Source organism: Desulfobacterales bacterium (genome assembly GCA_034520365.1).
Lineage (GTDB): Bacteria > Desulfobacterota > Desulfobacteria > Desulfobacterales > Desulfosalsimonadaceae > M55B175.
Genome location: JAXHNP010000006.1, coordinates 412543 through 432646 on the forward strand (window position 1 = coordinate 412543; position 20104 = coordinate 432646).

Sequence of the window (20104 nt, forward strand, 5' to 3'; positions counted from 1 at the left end):
AACTCCTTTATAGTGCACCGCCGAATGTATAGGTCACGGTAAAATAGATGCCGATGCCGATAAATACAGCGGCTGTAATGCGGCGCAGGTAACGCTCCATGGCCGTAAGCCCCCGGACGAAACCGGCGGCGGCCCGGGTGCCGTAGGCCAGCAGCAGGGCAAAGCCGATGACGGGAAGCGCCGTGCCGATGCCGTACCACAGGGGCAGCCAGAGGCTGGATTCAAACTTTAAGGCCAGGGGAATCACACTGCCGAAAAACAGGGCCGCCGATACCGGACAGAATGCCAGGGCGAACATAAAGCCCAGAAAGATGGCCCCGATGGCGCCGCCGTTGCTTAACCGGCGGATAAAAGCTGAATTTCCGCCCCCCCAGGCCGGCAGGCGCAGGGGAATGATATCGGCAATGAGCAGGCCCACGACAATTAAGACCGGCCCGAGCAGCTTGTTCATGTATTGCTGCAAAAACATGGACACCCCGGGGATGGAAAACAGCCCGGCCACGATGATAAAGCAAATCAGTATATACGCCAGGGCCCGGCCGCCGGTGTAGGCCGCACCGGCGACCAGGGTCCCGTACCGGCTTTTGATCTGCTTGCCGACAAACGTGGTGGCGGCAATGTTGGTGGCCAGCGGGCACGGCGAAATCGAGGTCAGAATACCGAACCACAGCGCCGATATCATGGGAAGAGCGGTCAACTCCATTAACTTTTCTCCATGAATGCCTGGATTTCATTGCTTACGTAATCGGCGTATTTTTCCTGATTTCGCAGAAGCCGCCAGACTTTTTCCAGGTTTTTCCAACGGAGCGTTTCCCCGTTGTTTTGCTCCACAATGACCACGGATTTGGTGTAGAGACTGAAATCCTTGATAAAATGCCTGTTTTCCGGCTGGTCCACGCTGACGGTCCGCCAGTCGAGCCGGCCCTTTTCAATTTCCTGCTGGAAATGATTTTTTACTGCGGTTTCCGTCCACTGTTCAAGCCGATAGCAGGCGCCGCAGCGCTGGCTGGTATAGAAGTAGTAGGCGATGAATCTGGGCTGCTCATCGGTTTGCGCCGCGATCGCCTGTCCGGCGGACGGCCCGGATGCTGCCGGCCATCCGCCGAGCATCGCAAAAACCGCCAGAGCAATGGCGACGACAACTCCTGTGGCAAAACGCTGTAGTTTCATTTTTGACTCCTTTATCCCAGCCATTTTTTGACGTCTTCTTTTTTGGGCACCTTGCCCACGGATTTGACCTCGCCGTCAACAACCACGGCCGGGGTACCGAAAACACCGTAGCCCGCGATTTCCATGGTGTCGGTGACTTTTGTCACATCTGCTGCCGCACCGGATTCGGAAATGACTTCCTTGACGATTTTTTCGGTTTGCTGGCATTTCGGGCAGCCAGGGCCCAGAATTTTAATGTCCATGAGAGTTCCTCCTTTTATTGTTTTTATTTATCCATGATGCCGCCGCCCATGAGGTAAAAATAGGTGGTCGCCCAGTTGGCCAGCACCACGGTGATCCCGAATAAGACGTTGCCGAGGCTCATCAGCGCAAATCCGCTCATGATGTTGCCCACCACGCAGCCGCCGGCAATGGCGGCACCGGTGCCCAACAGAATGCCGCCGATAAAGGCGATCACCGTCTGGTCGGGCGGCCGGGGCAGAAACTGCGTTTTTCCGGACAGCCGGGCGCTGAAGGCCGCGCCGGCAACCAGGGCCACAATTTCGAAAAGCAGCCACCAGGACACTTTTTTGGCGGGCGCAGGCGTTTTCGAACCCTCAGATGCCGCCGCTTTCGGCAGCGAAGGCGCGGCAGGCGGCCCATGTACATGCTTTAATGGTGCATCCGTAAACAGCAGTTGCGCATGCATTACCCCATGAGTCACGCCCAACGGATAGTTGCGGCCGCTGGATGCCGATGACATGTAAGCGAATATCGCCAAAAGACCAATGGCAATGCCTGCCTGCCAGGGCCGCCAGGGCCGAAGCACCAGACGCTGCATCAGGGGCATATCCTGCTTGATCACAGCTGTCTGTTTTTTCTTTTGGTTTTGCTTGATCCGCCAGGCAGCCGCCAGGGTAATGGCGCCGATAATGACAGCCAGCACCCCATAAGACAGGCCGGTGACCGATGACAGCGTCACCGGTCCGCCGTCTGCCGCCTTGACGATAAATGACTTCAAATATACGGTGAACCCATGCAGCGGGCCGTATTCCACAGCCGCCACGCCCAGCGGAATACCGATTAAGCCGGCCATGGAATTGATGTTGCCCTGGCCGGATTTAAACAGGCAGCCGCTGACGCATCCCCCGGCCAGCACGATGCCGATGCCGAAAAGCACCCCGCCGACAAGATAATTGGCCCAGATAAACGGCTTGGGGTTTAAGCTCACCCAGCCCAGTGCCGAAATCAGGGCAAAACCGATCATGCTCACAGCGATAATCACCCAGAGCCCGGCGATTTTTGTCCAGTCCTTCATGAGCAGCACCTCGCTGAACGCCGATGCCCCGCACAGATCCGCCTTTTCCAGGAAAAACCCGAACAAAAAGCCCAGGGGAATGGCCGTAAACACCCACAGGCCGGTTATCAGCGACAGTCCGGTAAAGACAATAATCATAATGCCGATTATTAACAATGGCTTTTTCCAGCTTTTCTCCGCTGCTTCCGCCATACTGCCTCCCTGCCTTAAATCAGTAAAATGAAATTGCACCCAATGCTATTATCTTAAGCTCCATGCAAACTCAACTGTCATTTCGAGCGGCAGCGAGAAATCTTTTAATAAGCAAGATTCCTCGTCGCTATCGCTTCTCGGAATGACAGCAGCGGAAAATTTTTAAGTTAAAACATCGAAATCATACAAACAGCCACCCGTAAATCAGCCCGCACACCGTGGAAAACGCGATCACGATGGCGATGTAGGTCGCGGTTTTTTTCGTGCCCAGGATACCGCGGATGACCAGCATGTTGGGCAGCGACACCGCAGGACCCGCCAAAAGCAGGGCCAGCGCCGGGCCCTTGCCCATTCCGGAGCCCATCAGGCTTTGCAGAATCGGCACCTCGGTCAGGGTGGCAAAGTACATGAAGGCCGCGGAGATAGAGGCGAAAAAGCAGGTCCACACCGGCCAGATCACCGAAATCAGGTCGTGTGCCGCCCCCTGACCCATGCCGGTGAGGGCGAAAAACTGTGCCGGGCTGTTGCCCACGATGGCTTCCACGTATTTGGACGGGATAATGGCATCATGGGTGGGCCGGCCCAGGAAAAACCCGGCAAACATCACCCCGGCAAACAAAAGGGGCATGATCATCAGGGTGTAGTTATAGGTTTCGCCGACCCATTCTTTGAGCTCGTCTTTTTGGAACCAGCGCCACAGCACCGGCGCCAGCAGCACCAGCGAGATGCCGGCGATATACCAGCGGATGGCATAAATCGTTGCCCAGAAGCCCTCCTCCGATGCCGGCTTGCCCCAGTTGGCAAATACCAGGAAGATCACCATCAGGCCGAAAAAGATCAGATCCTGCCACAGCCGGCGCGGCATTTCTTCTTCCGGCATCTGCATGGCGCCGGTCTGCCGCTGCCGCTCTTCCTTTCGGTATATGCCGGCCATGGAAAGGCCGATGACAATGGCGAAAATAATGGCCCCGATGGCCCGGGCCAGGCCCATTTCCAATCCCAGCACCCGGGCGGTTAAGATAATGGCCAGCACGTTGATGGCCGGGCCGGAATACAGAAAGGCAATGGCCGGTCCGATGCCGGCGCCGCGCTGGTAGATGCTGGCAAAAAGCGGCAGCACCGTGCACGAGCAGACCGCCAGGATGGTTCCCGATACCGAGGCCACGCCGTAGGACAGGATTTTTTTGGCCTCCGCCCCGAAATACTTGACCACCGCGGCCTGGGAAATAAAGACGGCAACGCCGCCGGCGATGAAAAACGCCGGCACCAGACACAGTATCACGTGCTGCTGGGCGTATTCCCGGAGCATCAAAAATGCTTCCAGGATGGCCATTTTGACCCGGGGATGGGAAAAGGGGACAAAATAGGCAAACAGGAAAAACAGAATCAAATACAGGAATTTTCTTTTGTCAGTCATAGGGGTTCCTCTTGTATATGAGTAATTAGCAACATTTCGGTACAAAAATATAATGGGCAAAAAATTATTTGCGGCAGATGGTATCCCGCCGGACTTCCGGCAGCCGCTGCGTAATCTCAGAAACATGCGGATCATCTTCCAGCCACTCATTCAAGTGGGCGAGAATCGTTCGGGCATAAGTGCTGTCCCCTCCGTCCGCCAGCCGGTAATTGACCCACAGGCCGTCCTTCTGAAATGTCGCAAGTCCTGCGTCTTCCAATATTTTTAGATGTTTACTGGCGGTTGACTGGGCAATGCCCAGGGCTTCCTGGATTTCGCACACACACATCATCCGGCGCTGAAGCATCTTCAGGATCTTGACCCGGCTGGGGTCGGATAACGCCTTCATGATTTTAATAAACTGCTTCACTGCGCAATTCCTTGTCATTATATCGTTAAATCGGAATATAGTGTTTCATTTTGTGGGTGTCAAGGCGTCTTTTTTATTTCCACGGCTAATTTGTTCTAACCGCAAAATCCATACCCCCGGTCCTGTTAACGCTAAGGTTGGGATTCGTTTTCTTCGCTAGCGGGATCGAAATCGGGATCGAAATCGCTATCGGGATCGAAATCGATGCTGTAGACTTCCTGATCCTCTCGAACTTGGTATCCTCTTCCGCCGAGACGGCTGAGCATCGCGGCCATACGGTCGGGTTCATCCTTGCGGTTCCGGCTTTCCATCTTGTCCAGCGCCTTGCCGACAACCAGCACATCTTGAATCGCCGCGCACTCAAGCGCGGAGCCACGAGCGATTTCGAAATAACGCCTTCGGTCGGCTTCCGCGGTCTTGCCATTACCTTCGGCGATATTGAGCGGTATCGACTGGCTGGCCCGAAGCCATTGATCCCGGGCGGGCCGATAAACTCCGTTCAGGCTGTCGGCCTTCTCGTAAACCCATGCAACGTAGCCTATTGAAAGGCGATAGACGTCCAGTTTTTCGCGTCCAAGGGTCATATTTTTTCGATTTCGATCCCGATAGCGATAGCGATTTCGATTTGGATACAGAACAAATTAGCCCTGTTTTATTTCCGCCAGCATTGACAAAAGACCTGTTTTTGGACTATATTTAGTCATACCTAAATTTAGGTCATATTTATTAATGGGGGGTATTTCCATGAAAGTCGCAGACCAGATTAAACCAATTAGCTACCTGAAAGCCCATGCGGCGGAAATTATAAAAAAAATGGGCGAACACCGGGAACCCCTAATCATCACCCAGAATGGGGAAGCCAAAGTGGTGCTTCAGGACATTGAAAGCTATGAGCAAACCCGGCAGACAATGGCGTTGTTGAAAATGCTGGCCTTGGGCATGGATCAGATTGAAGCCGGAAAGGTTCAACCCGCTGATGATGTGGTTAAGCGCTTGCGCGAGCAGCCAAAGGATCAGTAATGCCTTTTACGATCCTGTTGACAGATGATGCGGCCCGGGATCTTGAAGACCTTTATAATTATATTGTTTTGTATGACAGTCTACAGAAAGCGGATTATGTCTTAACCCAGATTGAAAAGGCCTTTTCCAGCCTGTCTGACCTTCCCGAGCGGGGCCTCTCCCCCCAGGAATTGACGGCTTTGGGAATTCGGGCGTATCGGGAGATTTTTTTCAAGCCCTATCGAATTATTTATCGCATTATTGATCAGACCGTCTATGTCATGCTGATTGCCGACGGCCGACGGGATATGCAGTCCCTATTGGAACGACGACTGCTGGGCGGAACCTAAGGAAAGTATTAACTGCTTTGATAATAGGCCATGGCTTCGGGCATCAATTTTTTGATCTGCTCGATCCGTTTTTTGTCCGCCGGATGGGTGCTTAAAAATTCCGGAGGGGATTTGCCGCCCTTCTTTGCCGCCATGCGCTGCCAGAAATCCGCGGCCTCCCGCGGGTCATAGCCGGCCATGGCCATGAAAATAAGCCCCAAATGATCCGCCTCGGATTCATGCAGGCGGCTGTATGGCAGGATGACGCCCACCTGGGCGCCCAGGCCGAAGGCCATCATCCAGAGCTGTTGAGTCTGGGCAGGCTTATCCTTCATGGCCTGGGCCAGGGCAACCGTTCCGAACTGGGCCAGCATGGCCTGGCTCATGCGTTCATTGCCATGTCTTGCCACGGCATGGGCGATTTCATGGCCCATGACCACCGCCAGCCCGGTTTCATTCTGGGCCACCGGCAGAAGGCCTTCATAAACGACCACCTTGCCCCCGGGCATGGCCCAGGCATTGACCTGATCGTTTTCCACAAGGTTGAACTCCCAGTCATAGTTGGCCAGCCGATCGGCCTGGCCCTGCTCGGCAAAGTACTGCGCCACCGCCTCTTGAATGCGCCGGCCCACGCGTTTGACCATTCGGGTTTTTTCCGGGTCATCGCTTAACTTGTTTTCCTTGAGGAACTGATCATACTGCTGGAAACTCATGGAGAGCATGGACGCGGACGGCACCAGGGTCAGCTGCCGCCTTTCGGTAATCGGCACCGAGGCGCAGGCGGCCAGCACCAGAATGACAACGGTAACGAAGATAAATTTTAATCTATACATAATGAGTAATTAACCCATGTCATTAACTTAAATCTAAATTTAGGTTGAATTTTCCGCTGATGTCATTCCGAGGAGCGACAGCGACGAGGAATCTTAAGCGTAAGATTTCTCGCTGCCGCTCGATAAATGACAATCGAACCCTTTTGCGGTCTTAAGTGAATGTCATTTAGCAATATAGGGCCGGCTTAGCCTTTGGCCGCCATTTCATACGCTTCATCCAGGCGCTTGGCGGCATAGGCGACTTCTGATGCCTCATATTCATAAATGTCAAAACAGTGGGCATCCTCGCCGAGCAGCCCTTCGGGCACCATATCGCCTTTTTCTTCCGGGTCATTGATCATTTCACCGAAAAAACAGACAGACAGCCAGCGCGGGTCATCCTCGATCACATCGACCATGCCGAAGAGCAGCCGGGCGGTTTGGTTGGGGTGACTGGCCCGCAGGGAGTAGGTCAAACCTTCCCGGGGAATGAACTCAAGATTGATCGGATCTTTTTTTTTCAAATGGGCCAGTAACTCCAAAAATGCGTTTTTTGCCTGATTGGGCGAATCGGTCCACTGGTTTAAGAATGCATCCAGTTCGGAAATCTCCGTGTCAGTCATGGGTTGCGCTCCTTTTTCAATTTTTTCAGAATATTAAAAATAAAAAATAACTTTTACCACATAATATTCAAGCGGTTCAATGCTTTTAATTGCCTCAAACATTATGGGGTTTTACCAATAACTTGTTTCTGCTATAAAGATTGACAGACTCGTATATTGGCATTCGTGGAGCGACAGTGACAAGGAATAATCTTATTGTAAGGATTTCTCGCTCCCGTTCGAAATGACAGTATGGACGGAGTTTGAGCATCTTTTTGAGGGACTTTCTGCCAAAATGCCGTTGCAGCGGCATTTTGGCACATATCGATGAGTGGAGACAGGAGATGAAAAAAATATTCTTGATCGGCATGTTGTTGGCGGGTCTGTTGTTTGCACCATCAGCGGCGGCTGCCAACTGGAGTCCGCTTCAGGTGGCCTTGTGGCATCCGGCGCAGCTGGTGCCGGATGACTGGAATGTTTACGGGCTGCGGATGAATTTTTTGTACGGCAAAAATCAGAATGTGTGGGGGCTGGATTTGGGAGTGGCCAATACCACGGAGAAAAAAGTCCGCGGTTTCCAGGCGGGGCTGATTAACGGCCCCGGCGACCTGGGGGGTATCGGTATCGGGGGCATCAACTCCACCCGCCGGGTAAACGGGTTTCAGGCCGGGGTGTTCAGCGTGGCCGAAGAGGGGACAAACGGCATGCAGTTCTCCGTGCTGTTCAATCACAGTCCCGTGGTCCGGGGCATCCAGCTTCATGCCGGCATTGCCGGCAATTTTTCAGATGACGTGGCCGGCGCCCAGATCGGGGCGGGGCTGCCCACCTTTAATCAGGCGGAAACCGTCCGCGGGCTTCAGATCTCGGCCATCGGCGCAAACAATGTGAACCAGTCCATGCGGGGATTTCAGTTCTCCATTTACAATTTTGCCAAAATCATGTCCGGCGTGCAGCTGGGTATTGTCAATTACGCCGAGGAGATGAAGGGGCTTCAGGTGGGGCTTCTGAATGTGGCCAAGGACAGCCCGATCCCGTTTCTGCCGATTTTCCAGGTGGGGCTGTAAAATGAATTTAAGAACCTGCGTCAATCCCTCCGGCGAATTCGTCTACGGCCTGCACAAGCCCGCCTATCGGGTGGAAAACCTGCGGGAGAACAATTTTATCCGGCCGCTTGGCTGGTTTAGAAACGGCGAGGCCTGCGACAACCGGGTCAATTTTCCGCCCGGGCAGGTCGAGGTGCCCAATGCCGATCCGGTCTTTGAGGTGCCGAACCCCTTTCCGTTTAAAGGGGTGACTTATATTCTAAAGCGCTGGGCGGATCAGAATGCCGCGAATCCGTCAGGCATTTGTCTGCCCAGCGCGCCGCGGACTTCTTTTACAGAGACATTGCAGGACTGGGCGGATCAAAAGGTGGTGGCCGCCAGCGCCATCTCCGATCTTTTCTGCGATCTTCCGGATTCGGTGAAGCTTGCCATTGCCGAAACGTCAACCGACCCGGCGGATCTGGTCACCCTGGCCGAGCTTTCCTGCCATTTCATCCATGACAAAAAGACCGGCCGGCCGGTAGGCCTTCGGTATCAGGCCGATCAAGCCGGGCGCACCCGGCCGGTGATTTACTTTCCGCTCCTTTTTGAGATGACCGCCAATAACCCCTATCTCCCGGATGATTATAAAGAGGTCATGGTGCTTCGCCCCGGGGTGCAGGGCGACAGCGAAATTGTCGGTGAATTTCCGGATATGGGCTCGGGCCAGCATGTGTTTGAGTATCTGCGGCAGAACAGCTATATTCCCGGCGGCCACTATGCGGCAAACAACGCCCATGATGCGGTCCGCTACCGGCTTTCGGATCTGGGCGAGAGAGACATGCGGGCCATGCGCCATCTCTATTACCAGCGCACCTACGTGCGGCTGGCCGGGGAGCTGGGCGTATCCGTCGAATGCGGGCGCCGGACCCTGTCGGCCCAGGAACTGGAAAGTCTGCGCCGGGATATCGTCAACGCCCTGTCCATTCCGGAAAAGCAGGGGCGCCTCTCTGCCAGCCGGACCCTATGGGGATGGAATTTCGGGTTTGATTATGCGCCCAGCGGCTACCGGCTTCATGCCTCCCACCAGCAGATCCATCAGCAGTATGCCATGGTGCCGCAGGAGTTTGAAATCCACGGCGCCGGGGATTCGCATCTAACGCCCTATGCCTGCGGCGATTTGATCGCAGATTTTATTGAAGCCTATCGCCGGCAGACCGGCACCCGGTTTTTTGACGCCTATATCCAGGCGATCAATAATAATGAACGGATGGATGGCGGGCAAGGGGCGAATAGCCTGATCATCTATTCGGATGAAAACATTCTTCTTTTTGTTCCCAAAGCGCAGACCTCCCAGTGGGAGATCCAGCTCATGACGCTTGGGCCGGTGGGCAACATCATTGAGGCGGATCAGACGGTGCGGAAATCGCTTGATCACGGCATGCTGCTTGCCGTTCAGGTTTTAGAGGCCATGGGTGCCCGGATGATCACGACCATCGAGTATTCAAAAGCCATGGATGACCCATCAGACAACCACCAGCGGCTGATTTATGCATTTCTGCCCAGGCTTCCGGAGTCCCCGGGCGCGTTCAGCGAGGCCCAGCTTCGCTGGATCAACGGCCATTACCCCGAGGATTTTGCCGCCGCCTGCCGGGAGAACATTTCCAAATTGAATTTCTAAACGTTTTTGAAAACCCGGTGGAGGGGCAGCCTCTGTCCCCCATCCTGATCAGCTGATCCAGGCAGAAAATCCGAACAAAAAATAGAGGTTTGTCTTTATGTATTTTACATTTTTGTTTTTGTGTATTACAAAATTGTAATATCGGCTTTTGGTTTAAATATTTTGAATTTTTATAAAACATTGATTTAATTATTAATTTTTTTTATATACCGGGTTGGCATACCGGTTGCAATGCTATGGGCAACGGAGGAGAGATGACGGTCAAAACAGAAGCACATAACCATATCACCCTGGCGCAGCAGCTGGACAAACAGCGCAAATGGCTGTTTGAATCGGTGTCGCGGCGAAATACCCCGGAACTGCTCAAAGATCATGCGCGGCTGATTGATGAGTATCTGCGGAACAGCTTTGCGGCGAGCGCAATCGGACCGAAAATGCATATTGCCGCCAATCCCTATGCGATTGTCGCATTGGGCGGCTACGGCCGGGCGGAGCAGTGCTATCATTCGGATGTGGATCTGCTGTTTCTGTTCCGAAAATCCGTTCCGGACGAATCCGAGCAGCTCATCCGGGAAATCGTCTATCCGCTGTGGGATATCAAGCTGGAGGTGGGCTATACCATCCAGTCCATCAGCGCTTGTGTCCGCCTGGCCCGGGATGATCACGAGGTGCTGACCGCGCTTTTGGATGCCCGGTTTGTCTGCGGGATCTCTTCGGTGTACGCGGAGCTGATGGAGGTCCTGCGCCGGCGGCTGCTGACGCGCTCACCGCGAAAAATCATGAAATGGCTGGTGGAGAGAAACCGCCAGCGGCATGAGGATTTCGGTGATTCCAGCTATCTTCTGGAGCCCAACCTGAAAGAGGGCAACGGCGGCCTTCGGGATTATCATACCCTGCGGTGGCTTGCCGCTATTAAATACGGGCTGAAAGAAACCCGGGATATGGAATACATGGGGGTTCTCTCCCACTATGAATACAATGAGCTGATGGATGCGCTCGCCTTTATCTGGACGGTGCGAAACCACCTGCATGCGCTGGCCGGCCGCAAATTGGACCAGCTCTACTTTGCCTATCAGTCCGGCGTGGCCGAGGCCATGGGGTTTGCGGAAGCAGAGGGGCAGTCAGCGGTGGAGCGTTTTCTGAGCACCCTGCACGCCCACATGACCTTTATCAAACAGCAGCTTTTGCTGATTCTCTATGAGTCCGGCTTTGAGCAGACCGGCCGGAAAAAACCGGGCGAGCACAAGCTGGCGCAGTGGGAGGGGCTGCATCTGTACAAGGACCGGCTGAGCTTTGATTCCCCGGAATATATTGTCTCAAGCCCGGAGATGCTGATCCGGATCTTTGAGGCCAGCGCCCGGCTAAAAGTCCCCCTGAGCCGGGAGGCTTTCCGGCTGGTCCGGGAATTCCGGTATCTGGTGGATGACCGTTTTCGCACAGCCCCCGGGGTTCGCCGGTCCTTTGAGAATATTTTGCTTGCGCCGGCGCCCACGTTTAATGTGCTTGAGCAGATGCAGAATACCGGTTTTTTGGCCGCCTTGATCCCTGAATTTCAGCGGATTTCCGACCGGATCGAATACGATATTTATCATCTGTACCCGGTGGACCGACACATTCTGCGGACCGTATTTGTCATGAAAACCTTCGGCGATACCGGCGATCCGTGTCTGGATAACATTTGCGGCCGGCTTTACCGGGGGCTTAAACGAAAGAAGACTCTGCTCTGGGCGGCCCTTTTGCATGATATCGGCAAAGGACGCTCCTTAGATGACCATTCCAGCCGGGGTGCGGCCATCGCCGAAGGCATTCTGGAGCGGTTCGGGCATGCCGGACGGGAGATCGAGACCGTCAGGTTCCTGGTGGAAAATCATCTGGCCCTGGCCAGAACCGCGACCCGCCGCGATATCAATGATGAGGAGACCGCCATTAATTTCGCCCGCAAGGTTCGGGATCTGGCCCGGTTGAAGATGCTTTTTCTGCTGACCGTGGCGGATTCCGTGGCCACAGGGCCCAAGGCCTGGAATGAGTGGCGGGCGGCCCTGATCCGGGATTTTTTCCTGAAAGTCTACGGCATATTGGAAAAGGGCGAACTGGCCACCCGCTCGGCGGTTAAAGAAATCGACAAGAAGCGGGCGTTTGTGGCGGGGCTTCAGGATAAGGCATTTTCCGGCCTGGATCTTTCAGGGGTGTTTGAGCTGATGTCGCCCCGCTATGTGCTTTCCGTTGATACCCAGGATATGATGAAGCACTTGAGTCTGTATCATCAGCTGGGGAATGCGGCATTCGTCTGGGATGTCATCCGCGACACGGGCACCAACACCCGAACGGTCACCATCTGCGCAAACGACCGGCCCGGGCTTTTTTCAAAGATCGCCGGGGTGTTGACCCTGAACAATATCAATATATTCAATGCTCAGATCCATACCTGGCGAAACGGGATTGCCTTAGACATTTTCCGGGTGTCCCCGCCGCCGGATCAGATTTTTGAAGATGAGCGCTGGGAGAAGGCTGAGGATACGCTGCAGCGGGTATTGACCGGGGATCTGGATCTTTCCGCGGCCATGGCCCGAAAACAGTATGATTTTTCGTCGGCTGAGCCGCATATTTTCACCCAGCCCAATCGCGTGGTGGTGGATAATGAGAGCTCGAGTTTTTTTACCATTATCGAAGTGTTTACTTATGACTTTAAGGGCCTGCTCTATCGCGTCACCAATGCTATCAGCAGCTGCAGTTTAAATATCCGGGTGGCCAAGATCGCCACTAAGCTCGACCAGGTGGTGGATGTCTTTTACATAAGAGACGAGCACGATGAAAAGGTGCGTTCACCGCAGCGGCTCGAGATGGTGCGATCAGCAATCCGGGATGTGTTGCCGGAGAATTCCCATGGGACGGTAATGCATACGGGCAATGTACTGGCGGATTCACCGTAATCCGACAAAATGAACTTAAAAAAAAAGAAGGAGAGGTTAGCTATGAAATTTAAAATCGCCCTATGGCTTTCATTCATATTCCTGTTGCCGGTATCCAGCGCATTCGCCGCCCAGGGCATCGACACCGGGGATACGGCCTGGATTATCGTGGCCACCGCCCTGGTGATGATGATGACACCGGCGGGTCTGGCGCTTTTCTACGGGGGGATGTCCAGATACAAAAATCTTTTGAACACGATTGCCATGACCCTTGTGGCCTATTGCCTGGCCAGTGTCATCTGGGTGGCATGGGGCTACTCCCTGGCCTTTGGCCCGGATGTGGCCGGCATTATCGGCGGGCTCTCATATCTGTTTTTAAACGGCATTGATATCAATCATGTGAGCGGCACGATTCCGACTCTGGTATTCGTGCTGTTTCAGTTAACCTTTGCCGGCATCACTGTGGCGCTGGTCCTGGGCGCAGTGGTGGACCGGATGAAGTTTTCCGCCTGGATCATTTTTACGATTCTGTGGGTGACCGTGATCTACTGCCCCATGGCGCACTGGGTGTGGGGCGGCGGCTGGATGGGTGCCATCGGCGCCCTCGATTTTGCCGGCGGTAATGTGGTGCATATCAATGCGGGTGTTGCCGGACTGGTTCTGGCCATCATGCTGGGCCGCCGCTTAGGTTATGGCAAAGAGGCCATGTTTCCTTCGAGTGTGACGCTTACATCACTCGGCGCGGCCATGCTGTGGTTCGGATGGTTCGGCTTTAACGCGGGCAGCCAGCTGGCTGCAGACGGGGTCGCGGCCTCCGCCTTTATGGTCACCAACACCTCCGCGGCCATGGGGGCCCTGGCCTGGATGTTTGCGGAATGGGTCGGCACCAATAAGCCTACAGTGCTGGGCCTTGCTTCGGGCATTGTGGCCGGGCTTGTGGCCATTACCCCGGCGGCCGGGTTTGTGAATCTGCCGGCCGCCCTGGTAATCGGGCTGGTAGCCGGCGTGATCGGCTTTTTCAGTGTCTCCAAGTTAAAACACAGGTTCGGCTATGATGATACCCTGGACGCATTCGGCGTGCACGGCATCTGCGGGATATGGGGGGCACTGGCCACCGGCATTTTCGCCAATCCGGCCATTACCGAAGGGGCTGCCGGCCTGATTTACGGCAATCCCATGCAGGTGGTCATCCAGGCCGTCTCTATTGTGGCGACCATCATTTTTGTGGCCGTGGGTACATGGGTGGTCGTGCTGGTGACCAAGCTTTTAACCGGCGGCATCCGGGTGGATCAGGAAAGTGAAATTGCCGGCCTTGACAGCTCATTTCACGGGGAGCGGGCCTTTGAGATGTAGGCTAACCGGGTAGACAGCCCGGGATAAAAAACCCTTTAATTCAGAAGGCCAAGCGTTTTAATAAAGGAGGAGGTTTAGGATGAAAAAGATCGAAGCCATAATCAAACCGTTCAAGCTGGACGATGTGCGGGAGGCCTTGAACGAGCTGGGTCTCCAGGGGATGACCATCACCGAGGTCAAGGGCTATGGCCGGCAGAAGGGGCACAAGGAGATTTATCGGGGTGCCGAGTATCTGGTGGATTTTATCCCAAAGATCAAGCTGGAAATGGTGGTGGGCAACGACCGGGTGGACCAGGTGGTGGATGCCATCCGCAATGCGGCCAATACCGGTAAGATCGGCGACGGCAAGATTTTTGTCCTGCCGGCGGAGCAGGCCATTCGGGTGCGGACCGGTGAGACCGGGGATGATGCGATCTAGAAACTGGAGACTAGAAAATATGTTAAGCAATCAGGGTTTTAGCTAAACAATAAACCAACAAGTAGAGGAGGTATGACCATGACAACCCCAAGTGACGTTGTGAAGCTCATAAAGGACAAAAACATCCGGGTGGTGGATATCCGGTTCATGGATTTCCCGGGCGTGTGGCAGCATTTTACCGTTCCGTCCACAGAATTTGAGGAATCAAGCTTTGAAGACGGATTCGGCTTTGACGGGTCAAGTATCCGCGGGTGGCAGCCGATCAATGCCAGCGATATGCTGGTGGTGCCGGATGCCGGCACCATGAAAATGGATCCGTTTTTTGAGGAGCCCACCATGGTGCTGATCGGAAATATCGTGGATCCGGTGACCCTGGAACCCTACTCCCGCGACCCCCGGCATATCGCCCAGAAGGCGGATGCCTATCTCAAGCAGTCCGGCATCGGGGATACGGCTTTTATCGGCCCGGAAGCGGAATTTTTTATCTTTGACGATGTACGGTTTGAATCCGCCCGGAACCATTCCTTTTATATGGTGGATTCGGAAGAGGGCATCTGGAACAGCGGCCGGGATGAATTCCCGAATCTTGGCTATAAGCCGCGCCATAAAGAGGGCTATTTTCCGGTGCCGCCCATGGACAAGTTCCAGGACATGCGAACCGAAATGATGCTGACGCTGCAAGATCTGGGTATTGATGTGGAGTGCCAGCATCATGAGGTGGCAACCTCCGGGCAGGCGGAGATTGATATGCGGTTCAAACCCTTGCTGGAAATGGGCGATCAGCTGGTGTGGTTCAAGTATGTGCTGAAAAACGTGGCGCGCAAGCACAACCGGACGGTCACATTCATGCCAAAGCCCTTATTTGAAGATAACGGCACCGGCATGCATACCCATATCAGCCTCTGGCGGGACGGTGAGCCGCTTTTTGCCGGCGATAAATATGCCGGCCTCTCCCAGGAGGCCCTGTATGCCATGGGCGGGATTTTAAAGCATTGCAAGGCGCTGTGCGCATTCGCCAACCCCACCACCAATTCCTACAAGCGGCTGGTGCCCGGGTTTGAGGCGCCGGTGAATCTGGCCTATTCCAGCAGAAACCGGAGTGCTGCGCTGCGGATTCCCATGTATTCCGCATCGCCCAAGGCCAAGCGGATTGAGTTCCGGACGCCGGATCCGTCCTGCAACGGGTACCTCGCATTTTCTGCCTTGTTGATGGCAGTGATCGACGGGATTGAAAACAAGATCGATCCGGGAGATCCCCTGGACAAGAACATCTATGACCTGCCGCCTGAGGAACTGGCGGAGATCGATTCCACCCCGGGTTCCCTGGATGAAGCGCTGATTGCCCTGGATGAGGACCATGAGTTTCTTTTGAAGGGCGATGTGTTCACGCCGGATGTGATCGAGCGCTGGATTGAATACAAGTCGGAAAAAGAGGCGGATGCGGTAAGGCTCCGGCCCCATCCGCATGAATTCTACCTCTATTTTGATATTTAAACTCAATATGTAAGTCTATTGGATGATAACGCCCGGACCGGGCGGGGCTGGATGGACAGCCCTCGCCCGGAGCCGGGTTTTTTTTATTTCAGCGCCTCTGACTGCGTTTTTTTCAACCTCTGAAAATGCTTGACAACCGAATTTTTCTCAGTAATGTAAATTACAGCAACACCGTCACGATATCCACTATCTCCAACTCTTGCGCCAGGCAACCCGAATTGACAGATGAAAACCAATGTCAATAACTTTAGCATTCCTTTCCTGTCGTTTAAAGAACGAGAGAGCCGAGAAGTCTTAACAAATTATGCAATCGTAAGATTTCTCGCTGCCGTCGCTCGATATGACAACCGAATCCATTTTCGATCTAAAGTTAACGACATTGAGATTAAAACTGCAAACCATAGGAAGGAGGCAATTATGGGTACGGTTAAATCAAAAAAGGGGTGGTTTTTCAGGCTGCTGGTATGTATGGGCATTATTTTGATGTGTTTTGCATTTATCCCCGGCTGCGATGATGACGACGATGATGATGAGGATGAAAACGGCCGGATCACAAGCAATCTGACCGAAAAAGAAAGAAGCTATCTCTCTGGCGGTGAAGCAGATGAGGCCAATGAACAAACATCCAATGAACTGGTCGCCGAAGGGTTTGGCGCCCTGGATACGCAAACGAGCCAGGGGGTGCTTAAGGCCAAAGCCTATTTTAAGCTGGCCGATATCAGGGATCCGGACGATCGTACCAAATTTCTCCGCGCAATAAGCGGTGTGGCAGCCCTGGGTTTTGATCTTGAGACGGATGACAATGCGGGGGAATTAAAGGATTTGGGGGATGTGGTCGAAGCCCTGGGCGGCACTACGAGAACGGGCGCATGGGAGAATCTGGAGATCACCCTGCCGGATCGGCTTCCCGATACCACACCGAATGTTCGCGAGTTTCTCGATTTTTATGAAGATGTGGTGGTTTCCGAGGCGGAGACCGCGCTTTCGCTCCTGGATGATATTACCACCTCTTTTGATTATACATGGACCGAGCCGGTTTCAGGCAGTGAGGTGGAAAGCGACTACGGGGATGTGCTGTTCGGCAAAGCTATTTTGAAGGCGAATCTGGGGTTTTACTATACTTTGAAGGCCTACAATCTGGAGCTTGAGTATACGGACGTGGAGTCCCTGGCCAATGAGGAGACCACCATCGAGGCTTTTCTGAGTGCCAATCAGTCATTTCTAACCCTGGAGTCGCAGAACAGTATTGATTCGGCAAGAACCTATATCATTGAAGCGGCGGATGACCTGCTGGATGCGATCGAATGGATGGAAATGGAGACCGATAATCAAGAGCATGATTTGATCTGTCTGTGTGATGTGACCCGCGAGGAAATCATCGAGGCCAAAGCGGTGATCAATCAGGTTAAAGCAAGCATCCAAAACGGCCGGATCATTGACTTCGAAGATGAGGACGAGGGGGTGGATATAAGCTCGGAAATTATCCTTCAGCCGTTTTTTGCAGGCCTTGACCTGAGAAGCCTGCTGCCGTCGTTTTCCGGCAATGAGCCGGTGGGTTTCCTGCCGGATCCGACATTCGGCGGAATTCTTGAATCCATTGAAGGCATGCCGCCGGTTTTTTTGAATGATGATGCGGATGGCTCCGGCACTGCGGATATATTTGAATAGGTCTGGTCCCGGGCGCAGGGCACGGGGGGGGTGACGGGTTTTAGGTTTTGGGTCTTAGGTATTAGGCAAATGAAATCAAGAAGTTATGGTCGGCACGGTGGCCGACCCTACGATGAATCGGGTTTTTCCCCATTCGTAGGGCGGGCCACCGTGCCCGCCTGAAAAATAGATAGAACAAATTTACCGTGCCTCAGTGCCTTTAAAGTTATTTTTAGCTCGGCCCCGGGCGCAGGGCCCGGGGAGGAATACTTCTTCTAAGGAGTTCAATAAATAGCCCTCATGAAATCTATTTTGCTTGCTTTGATCCTGGCTGCCATGGCCGCATGCGTGGCCCTGGCGGTGCAGTTTCATCCCGGCAACGCGTCGACTCCGGCCCCGGATGGGCGGCCCTCGACTGAAACCAAATATCCGCTTTACATCACGGGGATAAAAATCACCGATGTCAAGGATGGGGTGCTTCAGTCGGTTATTTCAGCCGATGAGTTAAAGATTAACAAGCGCCGGTTTTTTATTTTTCAGTTCAACCCGGTGACCGAATGCACCGCGGATCATCTGGTAATCGAAAATTATGCGGCTGATGACAGGGATGTTTTTGAAAGCATTAAGCATGGCCTTCTCTCTGATACCGCCAATCCTTTTAATTCCCGGCAGGCAGAGGATTTCGGTCTGATCACCCGGGGGGTGGTGAACCATCTGGTTTTAAAAATTTTCCGGAAAGATCAACTGATTTTGCGCGTGGAAGCGGACAGGGCGATCATCGATTTCAAGACAGGGGCTACCGAATTGTTCAAGGTCAGGCTTGCGGATAAAATCGCCAATCAGACCCTCCACAGCCGGTTCGCTGAATTGGACAACCGGACAAAAGTCCTTCAAATCAAAGATACGGTCTATCAACTGACGGCCGGTCATTTACTCGCCCAATGATCGGCTATCCGGCGCCAAACAGCTCCCCTATCCGCTGGTTGGCCCAGCTATTCAGGCCCATATCCTTTATAAATCCGCAATATCCCCCATAGGGCTGTTTTTCAATGGAAAGACAAAAGGGCTTGGTTATGTCCTTTAGATCGGCCACGGGAATAATCGGATCATCCTGGCTGATGATTATGGTTTGGGTATGAGCATTCCGGAGGAAAGGCGCGGGCTGAAACAGCGTCATAGGATTAAGCTTTTTGTTCCGAATTCTGTTTTAACAATCTGATAGAACCTGTAAAATTGATAATGCCATGAATTGGCAGTGTCTAAAACAGATGTTTGAATCACTTTGTCGAAAAGGGAAGACGTGTTATTATTACCTAGATTGGGCGTTCTAAATTCATTGGATGTGTTTGGGGTATGACTGAAAACACTGAAAACAATGGGAAACAAAAATGGATCGATCGGCTGAAGGCTTTTTTTAAAAATCTCCAGAGCGCGCGGCCAAAGCCTGAAGAAACCGATTATTTTCGGTATCAGCAGACGGAAGCGGAATATCAGCAGGAGCAGGCTGAATGGCTCGAATCGGTTGAGCGGAAAAAAGTGGAAAAGCAGTGGGAGACAAAGGATGCAGACCGGAAAAGTGATTGATTATATTGTGAACTGGTTAAATACCTATTGTGATGAGGCGGGCATGAACGGGTTTGTGGTGGGGCTCTCCGGCGGCATCGATTCCGCCGTTACCTCCACATTGTGCGCCGAAACCGGCAGAACGGTCTACGGGCTGATCATGCCGATTTATACGTCGACGGATCAATTGGAACTTGCTGATGCTCATCTTAAATGGCTTAAGGCCAATTTTCCGGATGTGCAGGGCGCTTCCGTAGATCTGACGCCCGTGTTTCAATCCATTGAAAATACGTTTCCCACTGACCTGCAGGACGGCCTGACCATGGCCAATACGCGCTCCCGGCTTCGCATGGCGACCCTTTACGCCTATGCCACGCATTACCGCCTCCTGGTGACCGGCACCGGCAACAAGGTCGAGGATTTCGGGGTCGGATTTTTTACCAAGTACGGCGACGGTGGCGTGGATATCGGCCCGATCGCGGATTTGATGAAATCCGAGGTATACGAAATCGGCCGGGATCTTGGAATCATTGACGGAATTCTTAAGGCGCCGCCAACAGACGGACTGTGGGCGGATAACCGCAGTGACGAGGCCCAGATCGGGGCCACCTATGATGAATTGGAATGGGCCATGCGGTTTGAGGAAAGCGGCGGCGATGAAAGCCGGTTAACGGAGCGGCAGCATCAGGTGCTATCCATCTTTCGAAAATTTCATCAGGCCAACCGCCATAAGATGGAGCCGATTCCGGTGGCAGAGATTCCGGAAGCCTACCGCTGATATTCGAACAGG

Annotated in this window: 22 protein-coding genes; 12 read left to right on the top strand and 10 right to left on the bottom strand. The window is 53.6% G+C overall.

Annotated elements, in window-relative coordinates; translation table 11 throughout:
- Positions 1-7: 7 nt before the first annotated feature.
- The 7 genes from U5L07_09950 to U5L07_09980 all read right to left on the bottom strand — a co-directional run bounded on the left by U5L07_09950 (position 8) and on the right by U5L07_09980 (position 5069).
- Positions 8-703 carry an aromatic aminobenezylarsenical efflux permease ArsG family transporter gene (locus U5L07_09950; GenBank protein MDZ7832060.1) on the bottom strand — a complete coding sequence of 232 codons (696 nt, stop codon included), beginning with the start codon at positions 701-703 and terminating at the stop codon, positions 8-10.
- On the bottom strand, positions 703-1170 hold the full coding sequence (locus tag U5L07_09955) for a nitrophenyl compound nitroreductase subunit ArsF family protein (GenBank protein ID MDZ7832061.1): 468 nt from the start codon (positions 1168-1170) through the stop codon (positions 703-705). Before U5L07_09955 ends, U5L07_09950 begins: the two co-directional genes overlap by 1 nt.
- Before the next feature lie 11 nt (positions 1171-1181).
- Entirely contained in the window at positions 1182-1412 is a 231-nt protein-coding gene (locus tag U5L07_09960; protein MDZ7832062.1) for a thioredoxin family protein, read from the bottom strand.
- 23 nt (positions 1413-1435) lie between these two features.
- Positions 1436-2659, bottom strand: a complete 1224-nt coding sequence (locus U5L07_09965) for a YeeE/YedE family protein (GenBank protein ID MDZ7832063.1) — start codon at positions 2657-2659, stop codon at positions 1436-1438.
- A gap of 181 nt (positions 2660-2840) precedes the next feature.
- Complete coding sequence (locus U5L07_09970; protein ID MDZ7832064.1) at positions 2841-4076, bottom strand: permease; 1236 nt, start codon at positions 4074-4076, stop codon at positions 2841-2843.
- A gap of 64 nt (positions 4077-4140) precedes the next feature.
- Positions 4141-4485 (bottom strand): metalloregulator ArsR/SmtB family transcription factor, encoded by a 345-nt coding sequence (locus tag U5L07_09975; protein MDZ7832065.1) that lies wholly within the window; start codon positions 4483-4485, stop codon positions 4141-4143.
- A gap of 131 nt (positions 4486-4616) precedes the next feature.
- Positions 4617-5069 carry a four helix bundle protein gene (locus U5L07_09980; GenBank protein ID MDZ7832066.1) on the bottom strand — a complete coding sequence of 151 codons (453 nt, stop codon included), beginning with the start codon at positions 5067-5069 and terminating at the stop codon, positions 4617-4619.
- Between the two features lie 160 nt (positions 5070-5229).
- Between U5L07_09980 and U5L07_09985 the strand changes: the two genes are divergently transcribed.
- Positions 5230-5505 carry a type II toxin-antitoxin system Phd/YefM family antitoxin gene (locus tag U5L07_09985; protein ID MDZ7832067.1) on the top strand — a complete coding sequence of 92 codons (276 nt, stop codon included), beginning with the start codon at positions 5230-5232 and terminating at the stop codon, positions 5503-5505.
- Positions 5505-5834 carry a type II toxin-antitoxin system RelE/ParE family toxin gene (locus U5L07_09990; protein ID MDZ7832068.1) on the top strand — a complete coding sequence of 110 codons (330 nt, stop codon included), beginning with the start codon at positions 5505-5507 and terminating at the stop codon, positions 5832-5834. The genes U5L07_09985 and U5L07_09990 overlap by 1 nt, the downstream gene beginning before the upstream one ends.
- 8 nt (positions 5835-5842) lie before the next feature.
- Here the strand turns inward: U5L07_09990 and U5L07_09995 are convergent, their stop codons facing one another.
- Together U5L07_09995 and U5L07_10000 are read right to left on the bottom strand one after the other, a co-directional pair.
- Positions 5843-6646, bottom strand: coding sequence for a M48 family metallopeptidase (locus U5L07_09995; protein ID MDZ7832069.1), 804 nt, complete (start codon positions 6644-6646; stop codon positions 5843-5845).
- Between the two features lie 185 nt (positions 6647-6831).
- On the bottom strand, positions 6832-7248 hold the full coding sequence (locus U5L07_10000) for a hypothetical protein (protein MDZ7832070.1): 417 nt from the start codon (positions 7246-7248) through the stop codon (positions 6832-6834).
- Positions 7249-7571: 323 nt separating this feature from the next.
- On the opposite strand from U5L07_10000, the gene U5L07_10005 reads away from it, so the two are divergent.
- The 8 genes from U5L07_10005 (at position 7572) to U5L07_10040 (ending at position 18696) form a co-directional block, all read left to right on the top strand.
- Entirely contained in the window at positions 7572-8291 is a 720-nt protein-coding gene (locus U5L07_10005; GenBank protein ID MDZ7832071.1) for a hypothetical protein, read from the top strand.
- Between the two features lies 1 nt (position 8292).
- Positions 8293-9930 (top strand): hypothetical protein, encoded by a 1638-nt coding sequence (locus tag U5L07_10010; protein ID MDZ7832072.1) that lies wholly within the window; start codon positions 8293-8295, stop codon positions 9928-9930.
- A 254-nt stretch (positions 9931-10184) separates the two neighbouring features.
- Positions 10185-12860 (top strand): [protein-PII] uridylyltransferase, encoded by a 2676-nt coding sequence (gene glnD / locus U5L07_10015; protein MDZ7832073.1) that lies wholly within the window; start codon positions 10185-10187, stop codon positions 12858-12860.
- Between the two features lie 42 nt (positions 12861-12902).
- Positions 12903-14192, top strand: coding sequence for an ammonium transporter (locus tag U5L07_10020; GenBank protein MDZ7832074.1), 1290 nt, complete (start codon positions 12903-12905; stop codon positions 14190-14192).
- Between the two features lie 79 nt (positions 14193-14271).
- Complete coding sequence (locus U5L07_10025) at positions 14272-14610, top strand: P-II family nitrogen regulator (protein MDZ7832075.1); 339 nt, start codon at positions 14272-14274, stop codon at positions 14608-14610.
- Between the two features lie 78 nt (positions 14611-14688).
- Positions 14689-16104 (top strand): type I glutamate--ammonia ligase, encoded by a 1416-nt coding sequence (glnA, locus tag U5L07_10030; protein MDZ7832076.1) that lies wholly within the window; start codon positions 14689-14691, stop codon positions 16102-16104.
- A 417-nt stretch (positions 16105-16521) separates the two neighbouring features.
- Complete coding sequence (locus U5L07_10035; protein MDZ7832077.1) at positions 16522-17772, top strand: hypothetical protein; 1251 nt, start codon at positions 16522-16524, stop codon at positions 17770-17772.
- Between the two features lie 291 nt (positions 17773-18063).
- Positions 18064-18696, top strand: a complete 633-nt coding sequence (locus U5L07_10040) for a hypothetical protein (GenBank protein ID MDZ7832078.1) — start codon at positions 18064-18066, stop codon at positions 18694-18696.
- Between the two features lie 4 nt (positions 18697-18700).
- On the opposite strand, the gene U5L07_10045 is transcribed toward U5L07_10040, so the two are convergent.
- Positions 18701-18928 (bottom strand): hypothetical protein, encoded by a 228-nt coding sequence (locus U5L07_10045; GenBank protein ID MDZ7832079.1) that lies wholly within the window; start codon positions 18926-18928, stop codon positions 18701-18703.
- Positions 18929-19104: 176 nt separating this feature from the next.
- Between U5L07_10045 and U5L07_10050 the strand changes: the two genes are divergently transcribed.
- Positions 19105-19335: a hypothetical protein gene (locus U5L07_10050; protein ID MDZ7832080.1), complete on the top strand. Its 231-nt coding sequence runs from the start codon at positions 19105-19107 to the stop codon at positions 19333-19335.
- Positions 19313-20092 (top strand): NAD(+) synthase, encoded by a 780-nt coding sequence (gene nadE, locus U5L07_10055; GenBank protein MDZ7832081.1) that lies wholly within the window; start codon positions 19313-19315, stop codon positions 20090-20092. Before U5L07_10050 ends, nadE begins: the two co-directional genes overlap by 23 nt.
- Positions 20093-20104: the final 12 nt, after the last annotated feature.

What these genes read in the sequence shown, in the direction of transcription:
- U5L07_09950 (MDZ7832060.1), bottom strand. Translation starts at nt 703, where the DNA reads ATGGAGTTGACCGCTCTTCCCATGATATCGGCGCTGTGGTTCGGTATT.
- U5L07_09955 (MDZ7832061.1), bottom strand. Translation starts at nt 1,170, where the DNA reads ATGAAACTACAGCGTTTTGCCACAGGAGTTGTCGTCGCCATTGCTCTG.
- U5L07_09960 (MDZ7832062.1), bottom strand. Translation starts at nt 1,412, where the DNA reads ATGGACATTAAAATTCTGGGCCCTGGCTGCCCGAAATGCCAGCAAACC.
- U5L07_09965 (MDZ7832063.1), bottom strand. Translation starts at nt 2,659, where the DNA reads ATGGCGGAAGCAGCGGAGAAAAGCTGGAAAAAGCCATTGTTAATAATC.
- U5L07_09970 (MDZ7832064.1), bottom strand. Translation starts at nt 4,076, where the DNA reads ATGACTGACAAAAGAAAATTCCTGTATTTGATTCTGTTTTTCCTGTTT.
- U5L07_09980 (MDZ7832066.1), bottom strand. Translation starts at nt 5,069, where the DNA reads ATGACCCTTGGACGCGAAAAACTGGACGTCTATCGCCTTTCAATAGGC.
- U5L07_09985 (MDZ7832067.1), top strand. Translation starts at nt 5,230, where the DNA reads ATGAAAGTCGCAGACCAGATTAAACCAATTAGCTACCTGAAAGCCCAT.
- U5L07_09990 (MDZ7832068.1), top strand. Translation starts at nt 5,505, where the DNA reads ATGCCTTTTACGATCCTGTTGACAGATGATGCGGCCCGGGATCTTGAA.
- U5L07_09995 (MDZ7832069.1), bottom strand. Translation starts at nt 6,646, where the DNA reads ATGTATAGATTAAAATTTATCTTCGTTACCGTTGTCATTCTGGTGCTG.
- U5L07_10000 (MDZ7832070.1), bottom strand. Translation starts at nt 7,248, where the DNA reads ATGACTGACACGGAGATTTCCGAACTGGATGCATTCTTAAACCAGTGG.
- U5L07_10005 (MDZ7832071.1), top strand. Translation starts at nt 7,572, where the DNA reads ATGAAAAAAATATTCTTGATCGGCATGTTGTTGGCGGGTCTGTTGTTT.
- U5L07_10010 (MDZ7832072.1), top strand. Translation starts at nt 8,293, where the DNA reads ATGAATTTAAGAACCTGCGTCAATCCCTCCGGCGAATTCGTCTACGGC.
- glnD (MDZ7832073.1), top strand. Translation starts at nt 10,185, where the DNA reads ATGACGGTCAAAACAGAAGCACATAACCATATCACCCTGGCGCAGCAG.
- U5L07_10020 (MDZ7832074.1), top strand. Translation starts at nt 12,903, where the DNA reads ATGAAATTTAAAATCGCCCTATGGCTTTCATTCATATTCCTGTTGCCG.
- U5L07_10025 (MDZ7832075.1), top strand. Translation starts at nt 14,272, where the DNA reads ATGAAAAAGATCGAAGCCATAATCAAACCGTTCAAGCTGGACGATGTG.
- glnA (MDZ7832076.1), top strand. Translation starts at nt 14,689, where the DNA reads ATGACAACCCCAAGTGACGTTGTGAAGCTCATAAAGGACAAAAACATC.
- U5L07_10035 (MDZ7832077.1), top strand. Translation starts at nt 16,522, where the DNA reads ATGGGTACGGTTAAATCAAAAAAGGGGTGGTTTTTCAGGCTGCTGGTA.
- U5L07_10045 (MDZ7832079.1), bottom strand. Translation starts at nt 18,928, where the DNA reads ATGACGCTGTTTCAGCCCGCGCCTTTCCTCCGGAATGCTCATACCCAA.
- U5L07_10050 (MDZ7832080.1), top strand. Translation starts at nt 19,105, where the DNA reads ATGACTGAAAACACTGAAAACAATGGGAAACAAAAATGGATCGATCGG.
- nadE (MDZ7832081.1), top strand. Translation starts at nt 19,313, where the DNA reads ATGCAGACCGGAAAAGTGATTGATTATATTGTGAACTGGTTAAATACC.